Raw genomic sequence first — 23656 nt, 5'->3', positions numbered from 1 at the left:
CAGATGATCGTGCGGTTTCGTCAGCTCTGGCAACGCGGGCAATAGACGCTGGCGCGCTGCCCCAGACGAACCTCACGAAGGCCAGTGCCACACACCTTGCAGTGTTCATTGCCACGACCGTAGACGAACAGTTCCTGCTGGAAATAGCCGGGCTGGCCGTCGCCACCAATAAAGTCGCGCAATGTGGTGCCGCCGCGCTCGATGGCATGAGCCAAAATGCGCTTGATCTCGATAGCCAGCTTCAGATAACGCGCCCGGGAAATGCCCTTGGCTTCGCGTCGCGGATCGATGCCTGCCGCAAACAGCGCTTCGGTCGCGTAGATATTGCCCACTCCCACCACCACCGCGTTGTCCATGATGAACGGCTTTACCGCCATGGAGCGCCCGCGCGATAGCTGGAACAGCCGCTCGCCATCAAACAGGTCGGTCAACGGCTCCGGCCCCAGCCGGATCAGCAGTTCATGATTGAGCGGATCAAGACTCCAGAGCATCGCCCCAAAACGCCGAGGGTCGGTGTAGCGCAAAGCCAGACCCGATTCCAGTTCGATATCCACATGTTCATGCCTGGCCGCCGGCATGCCGACTTCCACCAGCCGCAAATTCCCCGACATCCCCAAATGGCTGATCAACGTCCCGACCTCGGCATTGATCAGCAGATACTTGGCACGTCTATCGACCGTCACGATGCGCTGCCCGGACAGACGCACATCAAGATCTTCCGGAATGGGCCAGCGCAAGCGGCGGTCACGGACGATCACGCGGCTGACGCGCTGGCCCTCCAGATGCGGTGCGATACCGCGCCGGGTGGTTTCGACTTCAGGTAGTTCAGGCATGGCGCTCTCAGATCAATAAATAGCCGACCACGGCATTGCGCGCTGGCTCTGGCATATGGGCCAAGCAGCGATTCTAACCCTTATAAAGTCCGACCCGACACATCCAAAACCCGAAGCAGCGCCCGCTTTCTATAGGAGCGTCGACCGGCGGCTCCTACAGTACATCTGCCCGCGCGGCCATTCTTTACACAACGCGCTATACTCCCGCTCTTTTTTCCGGAGCGACGTCATGTCCCTGCCAAGCCTGCGCCTCAAAGCCAACGCCGACCGTCGCCTGCGCAACGGTCACCTGTGGGTCTACAGCAACGAAATCGATGTAGCCGCCACCCCACTGCACGGTTTCAAGGCAGGCGATCAAGCGGTTCTGGAAGCCGCCGGCGGCAAGCCGCTGGGCATCGTCGCCATGAGCCCGAACAACCTGATCTGCGCACGCTTGCTGTCCCGTGACATCAAGTTGCCGCTGGACAAGTCGCTGCTGGTACACCGCCTCAACGTGGCCCTGTCCCTGCGCGAGCGCCTGTTCGACAAGCCGTTCTATCGCCTGGTCTACGGTGATTCCGACCTGATGCCGGGTCTGGTGGTCGACCGTTTCGGCGACATTCTGGTGGTCCAGATCGCTTCGGCGACCATGGAAGCCCATAAAGACGACGTGATTGCGGCGCTGACCCAAGTGATCAAGCCAAGCGGCATTCTGTTCAAGAATGACTCCGCGGCCCGTGATGCCGAAGGCCTCAACCGCTACGTCGAAACTGTCTTCGGTCTGGTGCCAGAGTGGGTTGCCCTGGAAGAGAACGGCGTGAAGTTCGAAGCGCCGGTCATGGAAGGCCAGAAAACCGGCTGGTTCTATGACCACCGCATGAACCGCGCCCGCCTCGCTCCGTACGCCAAGGGCAAGCGCGTGCTCGATCTGTTCAGCTACATCGGTGGCTGGGGCGTGCAAGCCGCAGCCTTCGGCGCCAGTGAAGTGTTCTGCGTCGACGCCTCGTCCTTCGCCCTCGACGGCGTCGAGCGCAACGCCGCGTTGAACGGTTTCGCCGAGAAAGTCACCTGCATTGAAGGCGACGTGTTCGAAGCCCTGAAAGAACTGAAAGCCAGCGAAGAACGCTTCGACGTGATCGTCGCCGACCCACCGGCCTTCATCAAACGCAAGAAAGACCTGAAGAACGGCGAAGGCGCCTACCGTCGCCTGAACGAGCAAGCCATGCGCCTGCTCAGCAAGGACGGTATTCTGGTCAGCGCGTCGTGCTCCATGCACCTGCCGGAAGACGATCTGCAAAACATCCTGCTGACCAGCGCCCGTCACCTGGACCGCAATATCCAGATGCTCGAACGCGGTGGTCAGGGGCCGGACCATCCGGTGCACCCGGCGATTGCCGAAACGCGCTACATCAAGAGCATTACCTGCCGGTTGCTGCCTAACAGCTAAGGCAGCGCCGCTTCGCGGCTGATCGCGAGCAAGCTCGCTCCTGCAGGGGTACCCGATCACCTGTAGGAGCGAGCTTGCTCGCGATGCTCTCAGGCAGACACATCCAGATCTACTGTCAAAAAGACTATCCTCCTTGCCTCACGTAACGTTGCTCTTCCAGCCACAGGGAGGACAACGGAATGTCCAAAACACCTCATGCCCATCGCTTACGCACCGGCCGTTTCTCGGACTCCGGACGCATTTATCTGCTCACCGCCGTCACTCATTTGCGCCAACCGCTCTTCCACGATTGGAGCATTGGCCGCCTGGTCGTGAACGAATTTAGAAAAGCTCAAGAAGACGGTGCCGCTGACTCCGTTGCCTGGGTGGTCATGCCAGATCACATTCACTGGCTGGTTGAGTTGCATAACGGCGACTTGCCCAAATTGATGCAAGCAACCAAGTCCCGCTGCGCCCGGGCCATCAACAAAGCAAGAAACAGCCATGAACCTGTATGGCAAAAAGGCTATTTCGACCGAGCACTGCGCCGGGAGGAAGATCTAAAAACCATGGCCCGATGCATCGTTGCCAATCCCCTACGAGCCGGATTGGTCATTCATATTGGTGACTATCCGCTTTGGGATGCCATCTGGCTCTAACTGTAGGAGCGAGCTTGCTCGCGAAAAATTAACAGGCGCCGCGGCATATCAGGTACACCGCGTCATCGTTAACGTTTTTCGCGAGCAAGCTCGCTCCTACAAGGGAAGGCGGCGTACGTCCCGTCATCGCACCATTCCTTCCTGACGCCAGCGGTGTAGAATCACAAGATTCATCGCCAGTCATCCCCCGGCGGGTTTATGAGCTCAGGCTGAGGCGCGCGGCGATCCCGCAGCGTTATCGGCATCTTCCGGGCACACGGCCATTTCTGTGTGTTCCAGACGTCAATAGAAGCTCACTTCCCTTTTGATACCCGATTAGCCGCCCGGAGTGCTCCATGCCTGATTACCGCTCGAAAACATCCACCCACGGCCGCAACATGGCCGGTGCTCGCGCCCTGTGGCGCGCCACGGGGATGAAAGATGACGACTTCAAGAAGCCGATCATCGCCATTGCCAACTCCTTCACCCAGTTCGTACCGGGCCACGTGCACCTGAAGGATCTGGGCCAACTGGTTGCCCGGGAAATCGAACGGGCTGGCGGCGTCGCCAAGGAATTCAACACCATCGCCGTGGATGACGGCATCGCCATGGGCCACGATGGCATGCTCTATTCGCTGCCGAGCCGCGAGATCATCGCCGACTCCGTCGAGTACATGGTCAACGCCCACTGCGCCGACGCCATCGTCTGCATCTCCAACTGCGACAAGATCACCCCCGGTATGCTGATGGCCGCCCTGCGCCTGAACATTCCGGTGATCTTCGTTTCCGGCGGCCCGATGGAAGCCGGCAAGACCAAACTGGCCAGCCACGGTCTCGACCTGGTCGATGCCATGGTGATCGCCGCCGACTCCAGCGCTTCTGACGAGAAGGTTGCCGAGTACGAGCGTAGCGCCTGCCCGACCTGCGGTTCGTGCTCCGGCATGTTCACCGCCAACTCCATGAACTGCCTGACCGAAGCTCTGGGCCTCGCCTTGCCGGGCAACGGTTCGACCCTGGCCACCCACAGCGACCGCGAAGAGCTGTTCCTGCAAGCCGGCCGCACCATCGTCGAACTGTGCAAACGCTACTACGGCGAGAACGATGAATCGGTGTTGCCGCGCAACATCGCCAACTTCAAGGCGTTCGAAAACGCCATGACCCTGGACATCGCCATGGGCGGTTCCACCAACACTATCCTGCACTTGCTGGCTGCGGCCCAGGAAGCCGAGATCGATTTCGACCTGCGCGACATCGACCGTCTGTCCCGCCATGTACCGCAATTGTGCAAGGTCGCGCCGAACATCCAGAAGTACCACATGGAAGACGTGCACCGTGCAGGCGGGATCTTCAGCATTCTCGGTTCCCTGGCCCGTGGCGGTCTGCTGCACACCGACCTGCCGACCGTACACAGCCGCAGCATGGAAGAAGCCATCGCCAAGTGGGACATCACCCAGACCACCGACGAAGCCGTGCATCACTTCTTCAAGGCCGGTCCTGCAGGCATCCCGACTCAGACCGCGTTCAGCCAGTCGACCCGTTGGGAAACCCTGGACGACGACCGTGAAAACGGCTGCATCCGCAGTGTCGAACACGCCTACTCGCAAGAAGGCGGCCTGGCCGTTCTGTACGGCAACATTGCCCTGGACGGTTGCGTGGTAAAAACCGCCGGCGTCGATGAGTCGATCCACGTCTTCGAAGGCAACGCGAAGATCTTCGAAAGCCAGGACAGCGCCGTACGCGGCATCCTCGCCGACGAAGTGAAGGAAGGCGACATCGTAATCATTCGCTACGAAGGCCCGAAAGGCGGCCCGGGCATGCAGGAAATGCTGTACCCGACGTCCTACCTGAAATCCAAAGGCCTGGGCAAAGCCTGCGCCCTGCTCACCGACGGCCGTTTCTCCGGCGGCACCTCGGGCCTGTCCATCGGCCACGCTTCGCCAGAAGCCGCTGCCGGCGGTGCAATCGGCCTGGTACAGGACGGTGACAAAGTGCTGATCGATATCCCGAACCGCTCGATCAACCTGTTGATCAGCGATGAAGAACTGGCGGCGCGCCGGGTTGAACAGGACAAGAAAGGCTGGAAACCGGTCGAAGTGCGTCCACGTAAAGTGACCACCGCATTGAAGGCCTATGCCCTGCTCGCCACCAGCGCCGACAAAGGCGCGGTGCGTAACAAGGCGATGCTCGACGGTCTGTGATTGCTTAGCCGTTGAATAAAAATGCCCCGCCAAGTGCGGGGCTGATCGTTCCCACGCTCCCGCGTGGGAATGCCTCAAGGGACGCTCTGCGTCCAGTGACGCGCAGCGTCACGGGCTGCATTCCCACGCGGAGCGTGGGAACGATCATCCAGTACCTACTGAATATCTTCAGGCTTGACGATCACCCAGTTCTTGTCCGCCGTCACCACCAGGCCTTCTTTGGCCTGAGCGGCAGCATGCCTGGTCATCATGCCGTTGAGCTGAGTCATGTACTTGTCCTTGCGGTTGACCCACAGGTGCACACCACCCTTGGCCACGTCAACGCTGTGGAACAGCATGTAACCATCGCTGGATGGAGTATCGCCACCCACCAGAACCGGTTTTTTCCACTCGTCGATGTAGGTCAGGATCGCTGCCTGTTTGCCGGCCATCCAGGTGGCCGGAGTCCACAGGTAAGGCGTCAACTCCAGGCCCAGGTTGGCTTTCTCGTCATATTTGCCGGCGGTGATCTGCTTGCGTGCGGTGGTCAGCTCGCCGGTCTTGCGATCCTTGAGCAGCGTGCTCACGCCAATCACGTTCTGTGGCTTGACGTTGTAGCCGTACTTCGGATCGGCGGCGACCATCCGCACCAGCTCTTCAGAGGCGGCGGTCATCACATAGACCTCGATACCGTTTTCCATCAGCTTGTTGTACAGCTCGGCCTGGCCGGTGTAGACCTTTGGCGGCTGAACCTCGATGGTCTTGACCACATCGCCGTCGTAATAGGTGCTCGGCACTGGCTTGCCGGAGGCCATCATCTCATCGACATAGCCTTTGAGTTCTTTGAGGGTGAAGCCTGCGAACACTTGCGCGACCCATGGATAGCAGACCATGTCGTCGACTTCGCAGAGGCGGTAGTAGTAACTGAACAGGCTTTCCTTGTGGTCGGCGGTGTCTTTGAACGGGATCAGCTTCAGGGAAGGATCGAGTGTCTCGCGGGTGATCAGGCCCTTGTTTTCCATGAACGGCAACAAGGACTCTTCCAGGTCGTAGCGGTAACTGGTGTTGTCCATGTCGAACACCGCGAAGTTACCCTTGTTGGCATTGGCCGCGATCATCGCGTCCAGTTGCCTGGCCTGAGCCTCTGGCCAGTGTTTCAACTCGGTGGCAAAGGCCTGGCCGGCAAGGCCAAGGCACAGCGCGGCGGCAAACAACCCCGGAGCGAGCTTCATGTTCATTTTCTCCCTGAATGAAAGTCATCGACGCTAACAAATCCATATGACAGTTCTCTCCTGCGCACGACGGCTTGCGTCCAGATCACGTCATCGACATTCGTTTGAGCGTCAGCGGCTTATTCCAAAAACGACAGCGATCATTCCATCCAGGTATTAATTCATTAGATATCAAGCTGTTAGGCTTGCCGGTTCGCAATCGCCCTGGAACGCGATTGGCACAAGTCTTATCGGAGCCTCAATGAATTTGCCGCTGGTCCTCAATCTGCTGGTATTCCTCGCCTTACTGCTGGGCCTGGCACAAACCCGTCACACCACCTGGAGCCTGGCCAGGAAGGTCCTGTTCGCCCTGGTGCTGGGTGTGATCTTCGGCGTCGCGCTGCACGCCATTTATGGTTCGGACAGCCTGCCCCTGAAAGCCTCGATCGGCTGGTTCGATCTGGTGGGCAATGGTTACGTGCAATTGCTGCAGATGATCGTGATCCCGCTGGTGTTCGCCTCGATCCTCAGTGCCGTGGCCCGTCTGCACAACGCGTCCTCGCTGGGCAAGATCAGCTTCCTGACCATCGGCACGCTGCTGTTCACCACCGCCATCGCGGCGCTGATCGGCATCGGCCTGACCAACCTGTTCGGCCTGACTGCCGATGGCCTGGTCGCTGGCACCCAGGAAATGGCTCGCCTGCAAGTGATCCAGAGCGACTACGCCGGCAAGGTCGCCGACCTGAATATCCCGCAACTCCTGCTGTCATTCATCCCGCAGAACCCGTTCGCCGACCTGGCTCGGGCCAAGCCGACCTCGATCATCAGCGTAGTGATCTTCGCCGCCTTCCTCGGGGTCGCCGCGCTGCAGCTGCTGAAGGACGATGCCGACAAAGGCCAGAAAGTGATCAATGCCATCGACACCCTGCAAGCCTGGGTGACCCGTCTGGTGCGTCTGGTGATGAAGCTGACCCCGTACGGGGTGCTGGCGTTGATGACCAAAGTGGTCGCCGGTTCCAACCTGCAAGACATCATCAAGCTCGGCAGTTTCGTGGTGGTGTCGTACATCGGCCTGGGGTTGATGTTCGTGGTTCACGGCTTGCTGGTCTCACTGGCCGGGATCAACCCGCTGCGCTTCTTGCGTAAAGTCTGGCCGGTGCTGACGTTTGCCTTCACCAGCCGTTCGAGCGCCGCGAGCATTCCGCTGAGCATCGAAGCGCAGACTCGTCGTCTGGGCATTCCACAATCGATCGCCAGCTTCGCCGCCTCGTTCGGCGCGACCATTGGTCAGAACGGTTGTGCCGGGCTTTATCCGGCAATGCTGGCGGTGATGGTGGCGCCGACCGTGGGCATCAACCCTCTGGATCCACTGTGGATCGCGACGCTGGTGGCGATTGTGACGTTGAGCTCGGCAGGGGTTGCCGGTGTGGGTGGTGGTGCGACGTTTGCCGCGCTGATCGTGCTGCCGGCCATGGGCTTGCCGGTGTCACTGGTGGCGCTGCTGATCTCGGTCGAACCGCTGATCGACATGGGCCGTACCGCATTGAACGTCAGCGGCTCGATGACCGCCGGCGCGATCACCAGCCAGATCATGCAGCAGACCGACAAGAGCCTGTTGGATGCCGATGAGCACGAAGAGCTGGCGCAGGCTTAATCAGACAGATCATTCCCACGCCCTGCGTGGGAATGCCTCTATGGACGCTCCGCGTCCACTGTGACGCAGAGCGTCACAGGCTGCGTTACCACGCGGGAGCGTGGGAACGATCCTAGACGCGTTCCCAAACTTCGAAGTTGTACGCCGGCTTGTCATCCAGCGCCGGGTTCTCGGTGTTGGACACCAGTTTCCACTGTGCCAGATCAAACTCCGGAAACCACGCATCGCCCTCCGGGCTCAGCGCCACGCGGGTCAGGTACAGGCGATCCGCCTGATCCAGGCCTTGCGCATACAGCTGCGCGCCGCCAATCAACATCACCTCATCGGCGCCCTGCTCCAGCGCCCATTCCTGAGCCCGGGCCACAGCGGCTTCCAGCGATGGATACACCTCGGCGCCTTCGGGCTGCAGATCGACCTGACGGCTGACCACGATGTTCAACCGGCCCGGCAGTGGACGACCGAGGGAATCCCAGGTCTTGCGACCCATGATGATCGGCTTGCCCAGGGTCGTGGCCTTGAAGTATTTGAAATCCCCCGGCAAGTGCCAGGGCATGCTGTTGTCGACGCCGATCACGCGGTTTTCACCGAGAGCTGCAATCAGGCTGAGAGGGAGAGTTTTTTTCATGGAGGCGAGGATACCAGAGGCTTGCATGCTCGCAACGTGCCCGATCGACGTACAGCGGTTATGCTCTGGGCTCACTTGAGCAATGGGATGCCGCGTGACTGCACTCACCCCGCTGGAAAACCTCTGGCTGACTGAAACCGTGCGCCTGCGCGAAGAACACGCAGGCCCTTTGGAAGATCTTGAAGCCAACCGCCTGGCCCGCAACGCTGGCGGCGACCTGCCGAGCCGAATCCAGTACCGCGCCCTGTGGCTGGCCGAGCGCGATGGCCTGACCAGCGCGCTGCGCCATTGGCTGCAAGGCGCGCGACTGGCGTTGATCGTACTGGCGGTGCTGGCCATCGTCAGTGGCGCCGGTCTGGCGTTTGCGGCGCTGGGCGACGGCCAGGCCCCGGTCAACGTGTTCTGGGCCTTGGGCAGTCTGCTTGGCTTGAACCTGATTCTGCTACTGAGCTGGGCCTTGAGTCTGCTGTTCGCCGGCGAACACGGCGCCAGTCTCGGGCGCCTATGGTTGTGGCTCAGCGAAAAGCTCGCCCGCGACGCCAAAGCTGCGCAACTGGCGCCGGCCTTGTTGCTGTTGCTGCAACGCAAGAAGCTCAACCGTTGGGCCGTCGGCGTATTGGTCAACAGTCTGTGGTTGCTGGTGTTACTCAGCGCCTTGGCGATTCTGCTGATGCTGATGGCGACCCGGCGCTATGGTTTCGTCTGGGAGACCACCATTCTCAGTGGCGATACCTTTGTCGTCGTGACTCAGACCCTTGGCGCCCTTCCGGCATTATTGGGCTTCAGCGTCCCGACCGTGGAAATGATTCGCGCCAGCGGCGATACCGCGCTGAACATCGAAAGCGCCCGGCAAGCCTGGGCCGCGTGGCTGGTGGGTGTGCTAGTGGTCTACGGAGTATTGCCGCGCCTGATTCTTGCGCTGTTCTGTTTGGCGCGCTGGAAAACCGGCCGCTCGGCCTTGCACCTCGACCTGAACCTGCCCGGCTACAGCCAATTGCGCGAACACCTGATGCCCAGCAGCGAACGCCTTGGCGTCAACGATACCGCCCCCGAACAATTGCACGCGGTTCAGGGTGGCCTCAGCACATTGGAAAGTGACGGCGCCTTGCTGGTGGCCATCGAGCTGGACGATCAGCGTCCGTGGCCGCCACAGTTGCCGAAAACCGTGAAAGACGCCGGCATCCTCGACAGCCGTGAGTCCCGGCAAAAGCTGCTGGAGCAAATGACCCGTTTTCCCCCGGCACGCCTGACCATTGCTTGCGACCCGCGCCGTTCACCGGATCGCGGCAGCCTGGCGCTGATCGCCGAACTGGCGCGCAACGCCACAGCGACCCGCGTCTGGCTGCTGCAAGCGCCGCCTGGCCAGGCGCTGGATGCAGAACGCCTGGGCGACTGGCACGATGCCCTGCGACAGCTGGAATTGCCGTTCGCCGATTGCGCGCCGTTGAACTGGCTGGAGAGTGGCCATGACTAAGCCGTTGAGGCTCGCAGTAGTCGGCCACACCAATGTCGGCAAGACCTCATTGCTACGGACTCTGACTCGCGATGTCGGCTTCGGCGAAGTCTCCCATCGGCCGAGCACCACCCGGCATGTCGAAGGTGCACGTTTGTCGGTGGACGGCGAAGCCTTGCTGGAGCTGTACGACACGCCGGGGCTGGAAGACGCGATTGCCCTGCTTGACTACCTGGAACGCCTGGAACACCCCGGCGAACGTCTTGATGGCCCGGCGCGACTGACACGGTTTCTCGACGGCAGCGAGGCGCGCCAGCGTTTCGAACAGGAAGCCAAGGTCATTCGCCAGTTGCTGACCTCGGATGCCGGGCTGTATGTGATCGACGCCCGCGAGCCGGTGCTGGCCAAGTACCGCGATGAACTGGAAGTGCTGGCCAGTTGCGGCAAACCGTTGTTGCCGGTACTGAATTTCGTCAGTAGTGCCAACCACCGCGAACCCGATTGGCGCGAAGCCCTGGCCCGACTCGGGCTGCATGCATTGGTGCGTTTCGATAGCGTCGCGCCACCGCTAGACGGTGAGCGGCGACTCTACGAAAGCCTCGCCCTGCTGCTGGAGAGTTCTCGCGGGCAACTGGAACGGCTGATTGCCGATCAACAAGCACAGCGTCTGGCCCGCCAGCAAAGCGCAGCACGCTTGATTGCTGAACTATTGATCGATTGCGCCGCCTGCCGACGCAGCGTGGTCAGCAAAGCCGATGCACAACAGCACGCCATCAGCGAACTGCGCAAAACCATTCGCCAGCGCGAGCAGCGTTGCGTCGACGCGCTGCTCAAGCTCTACGCTTTCCGCCCGCAGGACGCCGCCGCCAGTGATTTACCCTTGCTCGATGGCCGTTGGGGCGATGACTTGTTCAACCCCGAAACCCTCAAACAGCTTGGAGTACGGGTGGGTGGAGGGATCGCAGCGGGTGCGGCGGCCGGTGCCGGCGTGGACTTGCTGGTGGGCGGCCTGACCTTGGGCGCCGCCGCGCTAGCGGGGGCAATCGCCGGCGGCGCACTGCAAACTGCCCGCAGCTATGGCAGTCGCTTGCTCGGCAAGATCAAAGGCCAACACGAATTGACCGTCGACGACAGCGTGCTGCGCCTGCTCGCCTTGCGCCAACGGCAATTGCTCCAGGCACTGAATCTGCGCGGGCATGCGGCGATGGACAGCATCCAGGTCGCCACCCCACAGGACAAGACCTGGCGCGAAGGGAAATTACCGGAGGCTCTGAACAAGGCCCGAGCGCATCCGCAGTGGTCGTCGCTCAATCCTCATGCGCGGTTGAGCCAGACGGAGCGCCAGGAACAGGTTGAGGTGTTGGCGCAGCAACTCTGATCGTTCCCACGCTCTGCGTGGTAATGCCTCTATGGACGCTCCGCGTCCACTGTGACGCGGAGCGTCACGGGCTGCATTCCCACGCAGGAGCGTGGGAACGATCGGTGGCTTACGCGCCCAAGCGCTCGTGGCTGACCACGCCAAAACCGCCCATGTTCTGTGCGTCTTGAGCGCAGATGTGCCCGATGTCGTGAAAGAACGCCGCCAGCACCACTTCATCATCGAAACCCTCGGCCATCGCCAGCTGCGCGGCCTGGGACATGTGCTCGATCTGCGACACTGGCTCACCGATGTAATCGTTGTCACCGAATTGCTCATACCAACCGAAGACCTCGGCGATGACTTGCTCGCTGTGATTCATCACAACTCCCCCAACAAGGTCGCGACATTACGTTCAGCCATCGCCGGCCCGACACTCATGCCCACCCCCGTGTGCATCAGCGCCACGCTCACTCCCGGGGCCGCGCGCAGGAACGAAAACGGCCCAGGCCCGCGAGAACCATAGACGCCTTGCCAGCGTTCAAGCACCTGCACCTTGCAGCCCAGGGTTTGCTCGGCCAGGTCAATCAGCCAGTTGTCCACCCGCTCAGCATTGAACGGCGAGGGATCACTGCCGTAATGGTGAGAGTCGCCGATGATCAGCTCACCATAAGGCGTCGGGCTGATCAGCAGGTGAATCCCCTGCTCGTGCAGGTGCGGCGATTCGCGAAGAATCTGGGCCTGCACCGCCGCGGCTTCCGGCAAATCGGCAAAGGCGCCGTAATGCACGCAACTCAAGCCGGTCAGCAACGCGTGTTGCAGATTCAGATTGATCTGCGGCCGCGCGCGGAGCATTTGCAGGCGACAGATTTGCGGGTTTAACTCAGCAATTTGTTCAGCAAGCAGCGTCTGATAATCGTGTCCGGAACAGACGATGATCTGTTCGCCACGGAAGGTGCCTGCCGTGCTCTGCAACTGCCCGGGTTCGATGTCGCGAACCAGTGTGGAAAAGTGAAACTCCACACCCAGCTCACGGCGCAGGTATTCGATCAGCGCCGGTATCGCCTCGCGAGAATACAGTTGCTGGTCATCCAGTCCGTGCAGCGCCGCACGGTGATGGCTGAACTGGCCCCCGTACAGGTCGCGCAATGCAGTACCGCGCAGCAGTTCAACACGATAACCGTGCGCCACTGCGCGGCCGCTGCAGAAGGCTTCCAGCAGCTGTTCTTCGGCTTCGTTGCGGGCAAACAGGTACGAGCCGTTGCGCTTGAGTTGCAAACCGGCTGACTGCGCCCATTGGCCCCAGATATCGCGGCTGGCCCGCGCCAGATCAAACATCACCCCCGGCGGCTGACCGGTAACCAGCGCCTGACCGAAGTTGCGCACCGAGGCGCCAAGCGGTGTGGCGCTGCGCTCGAAGACCTTGACCCGCAAGCCACGTTTGGCTGCGGCATAGGCGTGGGACAAACCAAGAATCCCCGCGCCGACAATCAGCATGTCGCTGTGATTAGCCATGTTTTTCTCCCCATGATCGTTCCCACGCTCTGCGTGGGAATGCCTCCATGGACGCTCCGCGTCCACTGTGACGCAGAGCGTCACGGGCTGCATTCCCACGGGGACCGTGGGAACGATCGAACTGACTTACTTGGCGACGACTTTTTCCGACTTGCCGTCATAGCGCTTGCGCCATTCGGTGAGGATGTTGTCGCGGTTTTTCGAGGCCCAGGCGAAATCGTTTTTGATCAGACGCTGCTCATAGTCCGCCGGCAGTTCGGTCTGTGGCTTGGCGATACCGGGCTGCGCGAGCACCGCGAAGTTTTCCTTGTACAGCTCCATCGCCGCGGGACTTGCGGAGAAGTCGGCAAGTTTCTTCGCCGCTTCTTCATGAGGCGTGCCCTTGATCAGCGCAGTGGCTTCGATTTCCCAACCCAGGCCTTCTTTTGGCAGGATGATATCCAGCGGCGCGCCTTGGCGTTTCAGCTGCACGGCCGGGTATTCGAAGGAGATGCCAATCGGGAATTCACCGGCTGCCGCCAACTTGCATGGCTTGGAACCCGAATGAACGTACTGGCCGATGTTCTGGTGCAGGTCGTCCATGTACTGCCAGCCCTGCTTCTCGCCGAAGGTCTGCAACCAGGCACTGACGTCGAGAAAACCGGTACCGGACGACGCCGGGTTCGGCATGACGATCTTGCCTTTGTATTCAGGTTTGGTCAGGTCCTGCCAGCTCACAGGCTTGGTCAAACCCTGCTTCTGGGCTTCGACGGTGTTGAAGCAAATGGTCGCGGCCCAAACATCCATACCGACCCAGGCCGGCGGGTTGGTGACATCACGGTAATTGCCGCCGATCTTGCCCAAGTCCTTCGGTGCGTAGCTTTGCAGCATGCCTTGCTGGTCAAGGATCGCCAGGCTCGATGCTGCCAGGCCCCAGACCGCGTCAGCTTGCGGACGGGCTTTTTCGGCCAGCAGTTTGGCGGTGATGATCCCCGTGGAATCGCGCACCCACTTGATTTCGACGTCCGGGTTGGCCTTTTCGAAGGCCTCTTTGTAGGACTTCAGTTGCTCGGCTTCGAGGGCGGTGTACACCGTCAGTTCGGTTTTCGCCGCGAAGGCATTCAAGCTGAAAGCAGTGAGGACAGCAGCGGCAAGAGCCAGGGGCTTGAACATGGTGCGGTTCCTTTGTGAGTGCGGATCAGGGTGAGTGGTGGAGCGAATCAGTTGCCGGGCGCGGTTTGCCGCCAGGCCTGGGAGCGACGCAGCAAACCGCGCGAGGCCCAGGCCAGCAGCAGCGAGACGCCTGCCGAGGTGAACAGAATCAGGGTCGACATGGCCGCCGCGCCGCCGACATTGCCGGCGTCGTCCATGTTTAGCACCGCCACCGCCGCGAGGATGGTGTCGGGGCTGTAAAGAAAGATCGCCGCCGAGACCGTGGTCATGGCCGAGACGAACAAGTAGCGAACGATGTCCAGCAGCGCCGGCAGGCAGATCGGCACGGTGACCCGCAGGTAATGGCGGTACAGCGGCGCCTTCAGCGACAGCGCGGCGGCTTCGAACTCGGAGTCGAGCTGGCGTAGCGCGGTGGTGGCGGTCATTTGCGCGGTGGTCAAATAGTGAGCAATGGTGCAGACCACCAGCAGGGTCATGGTCCCGTAGAACACATGCAGCGGATTGCCATTGAGGTTGAAGAAAAACACATAGCCCAGCCCGAGCACCAAACCTGGCACCGCCATCGGCACAAAACTGAGCATACGCAGCGCCAGGTTCAAACCACGCTGGCCGTTGGTTTTCTCCATCAGGTAGGCGCCGGTGAAAATCAGCACACTGCCGATCAACGCCGTGCACAAGGCCATCTTCACGCTGTTGCCATAAGCCAGCCAACCGCCGCCCGCGGTGTCGTTGAACTGGTAATGATTGAGCGACAGCGACAGGTTGTACGGCCAGAACTTCACCAGCGACGAGTACACCGCCATGCCGAACACCAGCAACAACACCGCACAAATCAGCAATACGATGGCCAGGAAACAAGCGTCCCGCAGCCGTGACAGCGCTGGCTGAAAGACCTGCGCCCGACCGCTCATGGAATCGCCATGACGACGACGCAACCAGGCATCGACGCCGAAACTGAACAGCGCCGGCAGCAATAGCACCATGCCAATCAAGGCGCCACGACCGAATTGCTGCTGGCCGACCACTGCTTTGTAGGCTTCCAGCGCCAGCACCTGATAATCGCCGCCGACCACCACGGGCACACCGAAATCGGTGATGGTCAGGGTAAACACCAGGCAGAACGCAGCGAAAACAGCCTGGCGGGTCGCCGGCCAGGTGATGCTGCGAAACGCCTTGGCCGGGCTCGCGCCCATGCTCGACGCGACGTCGAACAAACGCGCATCGGCCAAGGACAAGGCCGAGAGCAGAATCATCAAAGCATGAGGAAAGGTGTAAATCGCTTCACCAAGGACAATGCCCCAGAAGCCGTAGATGTTTTCCGACACCAGCCCGCGAAGCATCCCCTGGTTGCCGAACAGATAAACCAGGGCGATTCCCGGCAACATCGACGGCGCCATCAGCGGCAACAACGACATCCCGCGCCAGATGCCTTTTGCCGGGATCAACGTGCGCTGCAGAGCGTAGGCAAACAGATAGGCCAGCGGCACGACAATGGCCGCCACGCTGAGAGAAACTTTCAGGCTATTGCCCAGCAGCCAGTGAAAATTCGCGCTGGTCACCAGTTCACGAGCGGCTACCAGACCGCCGCCCTGCCCGGCTTCGGCACTGAAGCCACGCCAAAAGATCGCCAACAACGGCATCAGCACCGCAACGCCCAACAGGCATAGCAGCAAAACCTTGCCACCGACCACGAACACCCGGTCGCCAAGTTCGGCGCGGGTGGTTTGCCGAACCTGCTTGTGCGGTATCGGCAGGACCACGTGCGCGCTCATCAGGCAAACACCTGCAGGCTGCGTGGCGGCAAGGCGACCATGATGTCCTGGGCGCCGAGGCGTGGCATGTCTTGTGGCGCCAGCTCGGCGAGCAGCGAGTGACCCGGCAGTTCGTTGAGTTCGAAGCTCATGCGGCAGCGATTGCCGAGGAAGGTGATCTCACGGACCTTCGCCGGGAACAGATTCTCTTCATGCACCGGCGGGTTGACGCTGATGGATTCCGGGCGGCAGAACAGACGGCCCGAGACGGCCCGGCCGGAACCCTCGGCCAGCCGCACATGCATGCCGCCGACCTGGGCGTGGCTGTCGCTACTGCGCTGGAACGGTAGCCAATTACCCTGGCCAACGAACTCGGCCACAAACGGCGTCGCCGGCTTGTCGTAAATTTCCTGGGGTGTGGCGTACTGCTCGACCTTGCCGTTGTTCATCACGGCAATCCGGTCGGCCATCAACATCGCTTCGTCCTGATTGTGGGTAACCATCAGGGTGGTGACGCCCAGGTTGCGCTGCATTTGGCGCAGTTCGGTACACAGATGCTCGCGCACCCGGGCGTCGAGGGCCGACATTGGCTCGTCGAGCAGCAGCAACGATGGCGCCGGCGCCAAGGCACGAGCCAGGGCTACGCGCTGCTGCTGACCGCCCGAAAGTTGGCCGGGGTATTTCTTTTCGCTGCCGATCAGGCTAACCAGTTCAAGCATCTGCCCGACGCGTTTGCGCACTTCATCGCGGCCACTGCCTGCCAGGCCGTAGGCGATATTGGCTTCGACGGTGAGATTGGGGAACAGCGCGTAGGACTGAAACAAAATGCCGTAGTCCCGGGCTTGCGGTGCAAGGTGGGAAACGTTGCGGGCACCGAGGTACAACTCACCGCTGTCCTGACGCTCCAGGCCGGCGATGCAGCGCAGCAGCGTAGTCTTGCCGCACCCGGACGGCCCGAGCAGGCACACCAGTTCGCCAGCGGCGACGTCCAGCGAAACGTTATCCAGCGCAGTGAATGCGCCAAAGCGCTTCTGAATGCCGCGCACCTTCATCGGCGTACCGGGAAAGGTCTGAGCAGTTGCGATCGGGTTGTTCATGGACGGGCCTCATCAAGCAGATGAAAGCCATCCTAGGGACTGAATGCGTAGGTCATGTGGCAACGAGGCAAAAGTTGCCGATAGTGGTATTGGTGGATTTGGGTGATCGTTCCCACGCTCTGCGTGGGAATGCAGCCCGTGACGCTCTGCGTCGCAGCCGAAGCGGACGCGGAGCGTCCAGTGAGGCATTCCCACGCGGGAGCGTGGGAACGATCATCGGCGATTCAGCAACCGGCCATTTCCTGCGCCAACCCCAGGAACGCTGCCGGCAGGCGCGCGCCCTTTCGCTCTTTGAGGCAGTACAGATACTCGGAAATCTGCGGCGCGCCTTCGAAGGTCAGCACCCGCAGTTGCGGATCATGAGGCACTTCATGGCGGGCGATGATGCTGATGCCGATGTTGCGCAGCACCGCTTCACGAATCGATTCGCGGCTGCCGATTTCCAGCAACGGGCCGAAGCTGACGTTGGCGTTTTGCAGCAGGTCCTCGGTCAGTCGGCGAGTGGTCGAGCCCGGCTCGCGCATCAACAAGGTATGCCCGGCCAATGCGCTGAGTGGAACATGGCCATGGGTCGCCAACGGATGATTGCGATGCACCGCCAACACCAGCGGATCGCTGCCCAACACCCGGCGAATCAGCCGCGCATCTTCCAGCAACTGCGAAGAGGCGGCAATGTCGACCCGGTACTCCTCCAGGGATTCCAGCACCTGTTGTGAATTGCCGATCTCGACGGAGACCTCAACCTGTGACAAGCGCTCGCGGAAGGTTTTCACCAGATCGAGAATGTAATACGGCGCCGTGGCGGCGATGCGCAGCGTACCTTGGACCTGGCCACTGTTGCGCAGGAAAAACTCGATATCGGCTTCCTGCTGCAACAACGCTTTGACCATCGGCAGCAGCCGCGCGCCTTGATCGCTGACGCTCAAGCGGCGGCCGCCGCGGTAGAACAACTCAACGCAATACTGGCTTTCCAGGTGACGAATCTGCGTCGTCACCGTCGGTTGGCTCAGACCGAGCTTTTTCGCCGCCTGGGTGATGCTGCCCAGGCGGGCGACCATATAAAAAGCCTTCAGCTCGGCACTCAGCACTGCACCCTCTCATTGTCTATTTGCGCAACAGGCGCAAACCATTGAACACCACCAACAGGCTGACGCCCATATCGGCAAAAACCGCCATCCACATCGTGGCGAGGCCTGCGAAGGTTACCCCAAGAAAGATCGCCTTGATGACCAACGCCAACGCGATATTTTGTTTGAGGATGCTCGAGGTCTGCCGAGAGAGACGGACAAATGCCGGAATCTTGCGTAAATCGTCGTCCATCAGGGCGACATCGGCAGTTTCGATGGCGGTGTCGGTGCCAGCCGCGGCCATGGCGAAACCAATCTCGGCTCGAGCCAGCGCCGGCGCATCATTGATGCCGTCGCCGACCATGCCAACCCGATATCCTTGAGTGTACAAGGCTTGAACGGCTTGAAGCTTGTCGCTCGGCAGCAGATTACCCTGAGCCTGATCGATACCAACCTGGGCCGCAATCGCCTGGGCAGTGTGTGGGTTGTCGCCGGTGAGCATCAGCGTCTTGATGCCCAGCTCATGCAACTGCCGGATCGCTTCGCGGCTGGATTCCTTGACCGTATCCGCCACGGCGAACAGCGCCAGTGGGCCAGAGGCATCGAGCAGCAGCACCACCGACTTGCCCTGCTCCTCCAGTGCGAAAAGCTTCTCTTCCAGCGCTGGCGAGCACAGACCCAGTTCTTCCACCAGGCGATGGTTGCCCAGGTGGTAGAGCTGACCACCGATTTCACCGCGCACACCGCGACCGCTCAGGGCTTCGAAGTTATCCACAGCGTGCAGCGTCGGCTGTTTATCCACAGCCGCATTGGCGATGGCCAAAGACACCGGGTGATCCGAGCGGCTGGCCAGGCTGGAGGCAATGGCCGGCGCGATCTCATTGGCTATCGGATCAAGGGACAGATAGTCGGTCTGCACCGGTTTGCCGTGGGTGATGGTCCCGGTCTTGTCCAGGGCCAGGTAATCGAGTTTGTAACCACCCTCCAGATAGACACCGCCCTTGATCAAAATACCTTTGCGCGCTGCTGCCGCGAGGCCGCTGACGATAGTCACCGGGGTGGAAATCACCAAGGCGCAGGGGCAAGCGACAACCAGCAGCACCAGTGCCCGATAGATCCACTCGAACCAGACTCCGCCCATGAACAACGGCGCAATCACCGCAACAGCCAAGGCGAAGATGAACACCACCGGCGTGTAAACCCTGGCGAAGGTGTCGACAAAACGTTGAGTCGGCGCGCGTGCGCCCTGAGCCTGCTCGACGGCGTGAATGATCCGCGCCAGGGTCGAGTGATTGGCCGCAGCCGTCACTTTGTATTCCAGAGAGCCGGACTGGTTGATGGTGCCGGCGAAGACTTTATCGCCGAGACCTTTCTCGATCGGCAGGCTTTCACCGGTGATCGGTGCCTGATCAATGGTCGAACTACCGGACACCACTTCACCGTCCAGGCCGATACGTTCGCCAGGACGAACCCGCACCAATGCGCCCAATTCGATGGTTTTCACCTCGCGTTCAAGCCAACTGCCGTCAGCTTGCTGCACGGTAGCCTGCTCCGGGGTCATCTGCATCAGGCCGCTGATGGCATTGCGCGCGCGGTCGAGGGATTTGGCTTCGATCAGCTCGGCCACGGTGAACAGGAACATCACCATCGCCGCTTCCGGCCATTGGCCGATCAACACCGCACCGGTCACGGCGATGCTCATCAACGCATTGATGTTCAGGTTGAAATTTTTCAGGGCAATCCAGCCCTTTTTATAAGTAGCGAAACCGCCACTGAGGATCGACACCAGTGCGACCAACGCCACGACCCAGGTCGGTGCTGCACTGGTGAAGTGGATCACTTCGGCTACCAAAGCGCCGATACCGGACAATGCCAGCGGCCACCAGGGCTTTTTTGCCGGTATCGGGATTGCTGCCTCAGCATCGGATCCCGGCTCGATGGGCTCGGCTTGCATGCCCAGGGACTTTATCGCCTCAACGATAGGCGCAGTGGACGCCAGGTCATGAGTGACGCCCAGCACCCGGTTGATCAGGTTGAACTCCAGTTGTTGCACACCCGAAAGCTTGCCGAGTTTGTTCTGGATCAGTGTCTGCTCCGTCGGGCAGTCCATCGCCTCAATGCGGAAACTGCTCAGGCGTGCCCCGGCAGTGGGCGCTTCGCTGAGCTTGATCAGCGACGGCGCTTGAGCCGTCGAACAGCAGGAATGCTGATGGCTGGCGTGATTGTGCTTATCGACTGGCCGGAGTTTTTGCCCGTGATCGTGATCAGCATGCTGATGGTCAGCATCGGGTTTGTGGGTGTGGATGGAATCGCTCATTGGGTCGCGTCCGAAAGGTGCCTGTTGCCAAGTGAACACCCTGTAGCCACTATAGGGTCAAGCAGCCAATGGAGATGATCTGAAATGAAAATAGGTGAGCTGGCGAAACTGACTGACTGTCAGGTCGAAACCATCCGTTATTACGAACGCGAAGGCTTGCTGCCGCCACCTGCGCGCAGTGAAGGCAATTATCGGTTGTACACCCAGACCCACACCGAACGGCTGACCTTTATTCGTAACTGCCGAACCCTGGACATGACCCTCGAGGAAATCCGCAGCCTGCTGGGTTTGCGCGACAGCCCGCAAGGCCAGTGCGAAAGCGTGAATGCCTTGATCGACGAGCACATCCTCCACGTCAAGGCGCGAATCGACGGCTTGCTGGCCTTGCAGGAGCAACTGCTCGACCTGCGCCAACGCTGCAGCGAAGGGCCGGGTATCGATCAGTGCGGGATTTTGCAGCGTCTGGAAGTGAGTGGCTCAGTGGTGGCCAGTGAAGCCGAGCATTCACATGTCGGCAGAAGCCACGGGCATTGAGGACGCCATCGCGGGCAAGCCTCGCTCCTAAAGGTTCGATGTGATTCCGTAGGAGCGAGGCTTGCCCGCGATCACCGCAAAGCGGTGCCTAAATCAGACCGCCATCGGCGCAGTCATTGGCGCGTGGTGTTCGTAGCCCTCGAGTGAGAAGTCACTCGGCTCGATCTGTTCCAGCCACTCGGGCTGGTACACACCGGTCTTGGCGAACTCCGGGACACGCTCGGAAATCACCAGTTTCGGCATCGGGAACGGCTCACGGGTGAGTTGTTCGTTGAGCATGTCCAGGTGGTTTTCGTAGACGTGGGCGTCACCGATGAAATAGGTGAACCAGCGTGGCGTGTAACCGGTCAGGCGGCCGATCAGGCTCAGCAGCGCCGCGCCTTCGGTCAGGTTGAACGGCGTACCCAGCCCCAGGTCGTTGGAGCGGATGTAGAGGGTCAGGGAGATTTCCCGGGTCTCGACATTCGGGTGAAATTGGTACAGCAGATGGCACGGCGGCAAGGCCATTTCATCGAGCTGGGCGCAGTTCCAGCCGTGGAACAGTATCCGGCGACTGCCCGGGTCCTTGATGATGGTGTCGACACACTGACGAATCTGGTCGATGGCCTTGTACAGCACCACGTAGGCCTGGCCGTCTTCTTCACCTTCGGCGATCTGCCGATAGCCCTGGCTCAGCGCCAGTTCGATAGCGGCCTGGTTGCTGGTGTTGATCTGTTTGTACGCCGGCCATTTGCGCCATTGCACGCCGTAGATCTCGCCCAGATCGTCGTCGCCCTGACGGAACGGGTTGGCCAGCCACTGAGCGTTTTCGTTGGCGTTCTGGTCCCAGACCTTGCAGCCCAGAGCACGAAACTCAGCGGCGTTGTTCACGCCGCGCAGGAAACCGACCATCTCGCCGATGGCCGACTTGAAGGCCATCTTGCGGGTGGTGATTGCCGGGAAACCTTCCTTCAGGTCATAGCGCAGCATCGCGCCGGGAAAACTGATGGTGTTCACACCAGTGCGGTTGGCCTGCTTGGTGCCGTGCTTGATGACGTGGGCGACCAGATCGAGATATTGCTTCATGAATTACCTGTGTCCTTGAACCCGGGGCCTGCGCCCCGGGATTCGAATTTAAAGCGCCGCGTCTTTGGCAGCAGGGGCTGCCGGGGCACGGTGATAGGCCAGCCAGATCAGGAACAGACCGCCGACAATCATCGGCACGCAGAGTACCTGCCCCATGGTCAGCCAGTCCCATGCCAGATAACCGAGTTGTTTGTCTGGAACACGAACGAATTCGACGATGAAACGGAAAATCCCGTAAAACAGGGCAAACATCCCGGATACGGCCATCGTTGGTCGAGGCTTACGTGAGTACAGCCAGAGGATGGCAAACAGTGCGACACCTTCCAGGGCGAACTGGTACAGCTGTGACGGGTGACGCGCCAACTGATCAGGATCGCTGAAAGGCGGGAAGATCATCGCCCACGGCACGTCGGTCGGCTTGCCCCACAACTCGGCGTTGATGAAGTTGCCAATACGCCCGGCTCCCAGGCCAATCGGCACCATCGGCGCGACAAAATCCATAAGCTCGAAGAACGACTTGCCATTGCGCTTGCCGAACCACCAGGCCGCCAGCATGACCCCGATGAAGCCACCGTGGAACGACATCCCGCCTTTCCAAACTTCGAAGATCAGGGTCGGGTTGGCCAGATAAGCACTCAGGTCGTAAAACAGCACATAGCCCAGTCGGCCACCGACAATCACCCCCATCGACATCCAGAACACCATGTCGGAGAGTTTCTCCTTGGTCCAGGTCGGGTCGAAACGGTTCATCCGGCTCGACGCCAGCAGCCAGGCGCCGCCGATGCCGACCAGGTACATCAGGCCGTACCAGTGGATTTTCAGCGGGCCGATGGCCAGGGCCACCGGGTCAATCTGCGGGTAAGGCAGCATTGCGACTCCTCGTTAGAGTTGAAACCTAAAAATTCGGGGCTGGACCATGTCAATCCAGGATTAAGCCAATATTGCGACACGCTGTCAGAACAGAAAACTCAAGCCCACACAAAACAGCAATGCGGCGAACATTCGTTTCAGCAAACGCGGCGACAGCCTGTGCGCCATCCGTGCGCCGAAACGTGCGAAAACCATACTGGTCAGGGCTATCCCGAGCAGCGCTGGCAAATAAATGAAACCCAGACTATGAGCCGGCAAACGTGAATCATGCCAGCCCAGAATCATAAAACTTAACGCACTCACCACGGCAATCGGCAAGCCGCAGGCCGATGAGGTGGCCACCGCCTGCTGCATCGGCACGCTGCGCCAGGTCAGGAACGGTACGGTCAACGAGCCACCACCGACCCCGAAGATCGCCGACGCCCAGCCGATCACGCTGCCGGCCAGGGTCAACACGAGCTTTCCGGGAACGGTTTGGCTGGCCTTGGGTTTGAGATCCAGGGTCATCTGCAGGGCGATGACCAAGGCAAAGACACCGATGATCTTCTGCAAGTTCGGTCCGGAGATAGCCTCTGCCGTCAGCGCGCCAACACCCGAGCCGATCAGGATCCCGACCGTCATCCAGAGAAAAATCGGCCAGCGCACTGCGCCTCTGCGCTGATGCTCGCGGACCGCGTTGACCGAGGTAAAGATAATCGTCGCCAAGGATGTACCCACCGCGAGGTGAGTCAGCACCGACGCATCGAAACCTTGCAAAGTGAAACTGAACACCAGCACCGGGACAATAATGATTCCGCCGCCAACGCCAAACAGCCCCGCCAGCACGCCTGCACAGGCGCCCAGCAGCAGGTAGAGCAGAAATTCCATGGGTGCATCCCGAAATAAGACCGGCATGGTAACGGATGCATGGCCTTGGGCTCCACTGGATGGCGATG

19 protein-coding genes and 1 pseudogene are annotated in these 23656 nt (G+C 60.6%); 7 read left to right on the top strand and 13 right to left on the bottom strand.

What is annotated here, in order from left to right:
* Positions 1 to 20: 20 nt before the first annotated feature.
* Positions 21 to 833, bottom strand: coding sequence for a bifunctional DNA-formamidopyrimidine glycosylase/DNA-(apurinic or apyrimidinic site) lyase (gene mutM / locus AC07W5_RS02300; RefSeq protein ID WP_494990741.1), 813 nt, complete (start codon positions 831 to 833; stop codon positions 21 to 23).
* Positions 834 to 1062: 229 nt separating this feature from the next.
* On the opposite strand from mutM, the gene AC07W5_RS02295 reads away from it, so the two are divergent.
* The 3 genes from AC07W5_RS02295 to ilvD all read left to right on the top strand — a co-directional run bounded on the left by AC07W5_RS02295 (position 1063) and on the right by ilvD (position 5074).
* Positions 1063 to 2259: a class I SAM-dependent rRNA methyltransferase gene (locus tag AC07W5_RS02295; protein WP_494990742.1), complete on the top strand. Its 1197-nt coding sequence runs from the start codon at positions 1063 to 1065 to the stop codon at positions 2257 to 2259.
* A gap of 179 nt (positions 2260 to 2438) precedes the next feature.
* A complete protein-coding gene (locus AC07W5_RS02290) occupies positions 2439 to 2897 on the top strand; it encodes an REP-associated tyrosine transposase (RefSeq protein WP_495022721.1) in 459 nt (152 codons plus the stop codon).
* A gap of 335 nt (positions 2898 to 3232) precedes the next feature.
* On the top strand, positions 3233 to 5074 hold the full coding sequence (gene ilvD / locus AC07W5_RS02285) for a dihydroxy-acid dehydratase (RefSeq protein ID WP_494990744.1): 1842 nt from the start codon (positions 3233 to 3235) through the stop codon (positions 5072 to 5074).
* Positions 5075 to 5229: 155 nt separating this feature from the next.
* Here ilvD and AC07W5_RS02280 read toward each other — a convergent pair whose 3' ends face one another.
* Positions 5230 to 6285, bottom strand: a complete 1056-nt coding sequence (locus tag AC07W5_RS02280; RefSeq protein ID WP_495022720.1) for an HAD family hydrolase — start codon at positions 6283 to 6285, stop codon at positions 5230 to 5232.
* A 241-nt stretch (positions 6286 to 6526) separates the two neighbouring features.
* Here AC07W5_RS02280 and AC07W5_RS02275 point away from each other — a divergent pair, with 241 nt between their 5' ends.
* Positions 6527 to 7918: an L-cystine transporter gene (locus AC07W5_RS02275; protein WP_495022719.1), complete on the top strand. Its 1392-nt coding sequence runs from the start codon at positions 6527 to 6529 to the stop codon at positions 7916 to 7918.
* A gap of 112 nt (positions 7919 to 8030) precedes the next feature.
* On the opposite strand, the gene AC07W5_RS02270 is transcribed toward AC07W5_RS02275, so the two are convergent.
* A complete protein-coding gene (locus AC07W5_RS02270) occupies positions 8031 to 8543 on the bottom strand; it encodes a dihydrofolate reductase (protein ID WP_495022718.1) in 513 nt (170 codons plus the stop codon).
* A 94-nt stretch (positions 8544 to 8637) separates the two neighbouring features.
* Between AC07W5_RS02270 and AC07W5_RS02265 the strand changes: the two genes are divergently transcribed.
* A complete protein-coding gene (locus AC07W5_RS02265; protein ID WP_495022717.1) occupies positions 8638 to 10017 on the top strand; it encodes a DUF2868 domain-containing protein in 1380 nt (459 codons plus the stop codon).
* Positions 10010 to 11374 (top strand): GTPase/DUF3482 domain-containing protein, encoded by a 1365-nt coding sequence (locus AC07W5_RS02260; RefSeq protein WP_495022716.1) that lies wholly within the window; start codon positions 10010 to 10012, stop codon positions 11372 to 11374. The genes AC07W5_RS02265 and AC07W5_RS02260 overlap by 8 nt, the downstream gene beginning before the upstream one ends.
* Positions 11375 to 11486: 112 nt before the next feature.
* Here the strand turns inward: AC07W5_RS02260 and AC07W5_RS02255 are convergent.
* The 7 genes and pseudogenes from AC07W5_RS02255 to AC07W5_RS02225 all read right to left on the bottom strand — a co-directional run.
* Positions 11487 to 11735: pseudogene (locus AC07W5_RS02255) on the bottom strand (HD domain-containing protein); the annotation flags it as partial.
* Entirely contained in the window at positions 11735 to 12868 is a 1134-nt protein-coding gene (locus AC07W5_RS02250) for a TIGR03364 family FAD-dependent oxidoreductase (protein WP_495022715.1), read from the bottom strand. The gene AC07W5_RS02250 and the pseudogene AC07W5_RS02255, both read right to left, overlap by 1 nt.
* Before the next feature lie 126 nt (positions 12869 to 12994).
* The gene (locus AC07W5_RS02245) at positions 12995 to 14020 is read right to left on the bottom strand and encodes a putative 2-aminoethylphosphonate ABC transporter substrate-binding protein (protein WP_495022714.1); all 1026 of its coding nucleotides are present in this window, start codon (positions 14018 to 14020) and stop codon (positions 12995 to 12997) included.
* A 47-nt stretch (positions 14021 to 14067) separates the two neighbouring features.
* Complete coding sequence (locus tag AC07W5_RS02240; RefSeq protein ID WP_495022713.1) at positions 14068 to 15792, bottom strand: putative 2-aminoethylphosphonate ABC transporter permease subunit; 1725 nt, start codon at positions 15790 to 15792, stop codon at positions 14068 to 14070.
* Complete coding sequence (locus AC07W5_RS02235) at positions 15792 to 16868, bottom strand: putative 2-aminoethylphosphonate ABC transporter ATP-binding protein (protein WP_495022712.1); 1077 nt, start codon at positions 16866 to 16868, stop codon at positions 15792 to 15794. Before AC07W5_RS02235 ends, AC07W5_RS02240 begins: the two co-directional genes overlap by 1 nt.
* Positions 16869 to 17092: 224 nt before the next feature.
* Positions 17093 to 17956 carry a LysR family transcriptional regulator gene (locus AC07W5_RS02230; protein ID WP_495022711.1) on the bottom strand — a complete coding sequence of 288 codons (864 nt, stop codon included), beginning with the start codon at positions 17954 to 17956 and terminating at the stop codon, positions 17093 to 17095.
* Positions 17957 to 17972: 16 nt separating this feature from the next.
* Positions 17973 to 20252 carry a heavy metal translocating P-type ATPase gene (locus AC07W5_RS02225; protein ID WP_495022710.1) on the bottom strand — a complete coding sequence of 760 codons (2280 nt, stop codon included), beginning with the start codon at positions 20250 to 20252 and terminating at the stop codon, positions 17973 to 17975.
* Positions 20253 to 20336: 84 nt separating this feature from the next.
* Between AC07W5_RS02225 and cadR the strand changes: the two genes are divergently transcribed.
* The gene (cadR, locus tag AC07W5_RS02220; protein ID WP_495022709.1) at positions 20337 to 20786 is read left to right on the top strand and encodes a Cd(II)/Pb(II)-responsive transcriptional regulator; all 450 of its coding nucleotides are present in this window, start codon (positions 20337 to 20339) and stop codon (positions 20784 to 20786) included.
* 93 nt (positions 20787 to 20879) lie between these two features.
* Here cadR and AC07W5_RS02215 read toward each other — a convergent pair whose 3' ends face one another.
* The 3 genes from AC07W5_RS02215 to AC07W5_RS02205 all read right to left on the bottom strand — a co-directional run bounded on the left by AC07W5_RS02215 (position 20880) and on the right by AC07W5_RS02205 (position 23588).
* A complete protein-coding gene (locus AC07W5_RS02215) occupies positions 20880 to 21851 on the bottom strand; it encodes a thymidylate synthase (protein ID WP_495022708.1) in 972 nt (323 codons plus the stop codon).
* A gap of 48 nt (positions 21852 to 21899) precedes the next feature.
* On the bottom strand, positions 21900 to 22721 hold the full coding sequence (gene lgt / locus AC07W5_RS02210; RefSeq protein ID WP_489069213.1) for a prolipoprotein diacylglyceryl transferase: 822 nt from the start codon (positions 22719 to 22721) through the stop codon (positions 21900 to 21902).
* An 84-nt stretch (positions 22722 to 22805) separates the two neighbouring features.
* Positions 22806 to 23588, bottom strand: a complete 783-nt coding sequence (locus AC07W5_RS02205) for a sulfite exporter TauE/SafE family protein (RefSeq protein ID WP_494990759.1) — start codon at positions 23586 to 23588, stop codon at positions 22806 to 22808.
* Positions 23589 to 23656 lie beyond the last annotated feature (68 nt).

The sequence above is a fragment of the Pseudomonas sp. GW821-FHT01E05 genome (genome assembly GCF_059422425.1).
The sequence above is the reverse complement of the archived record's forward strand: the minus strand, read 5'-3'. Positions and strand labels throughout refer to the sequence as shown.